The 748-nt window shown below is 64.7% G+C and carries 1 protein-coding gene; it reads right to left on the bottom strand.

Features of this window, described 5'->3' with window-relative positions; all coding sequences use genetic code 11:
- Positions 1-105: 105 nt before the first annotated feature.
- Positions 106-513, bottom strand: a complete 408-nt coding sequence (locus tag AC1DVA_RS28895; protein WP_442865092.1) for a DDE-type integrase/transposase/recombinase — start codon at positions 511-513, stop codon at positions 106-108.
- Between the last annotated feature and the right edge of the window lie 235 nt (positions 514-748).

The following is a 748-nucleotide window of genomic DNA, read 5'->3' as shown; positions in this document are numbered from 1 at the left end:
GATCGAGGTCGATGCGATGTGCCAGCGGCAGCGAACGCCGAACGGCAGTAAGGGCATCGTCGCCGGAATCCGACAATCCGGAGTTCGCGCTGTGCAACGCCGTGCTTACGTCGCGGCTGTCGCGGTTTGCCACTGTTGCGCGGCCGTCGCCCGAAAGAGGCGCAGCGTCGCTCCGGAGATCAGATGGCGCTCAAGGTGGAAGAGATTGTGGACGGCGGCATGTACGCAGAGAGAGCGCTGCGCCGACATCGGCGACTTGAAGAGCTGCGTCTTGCACTCTCGTCGTCGGATCACCTGGTGTGAGTTCTCCGCCCGATTGTTACGGCGCAGGCCCTGCTCATGGCGCGCCGACAGCCCCAGCTCTCGCCGTGCCGCACCGTAGGATCGCAACTTGTCCGTCACCAGCACCTTGGGAGCCAAGCCATGCTTCTCGAGCAGGTTGCGCACCAGCCGTAGGGCGGCAGCGTTGTGACGCCGACCGGCAATCTCCGGGGGGAAACTGGTGACGGGCATAAGAAATCCGCTGCATGCCCCTACCCTATCGCCCATTCCCGTAACAATGCCCTAGCGGCCGTTCGCCTGCGCGCGACGACGGCCTCTTTCGCTTCCGTTCCGCCTCAGCGCGGCAAGCAATCAATCTCGACGCTTTCGAGCAGATCTTCAACACGCTGCGCCCGCACGGTTCGCTCGGATAAAAGCCTCCCGCGCCAGAAGTCTTCGCGCCCGCCATGACCGCGCGGGCGGCCGA

This window comes from Allobosea sp. P4_C6 (assembly GCF_056402015.1).
This window is presented reverse-complemented; position numbering and strand designations above follow the sequence as displayed.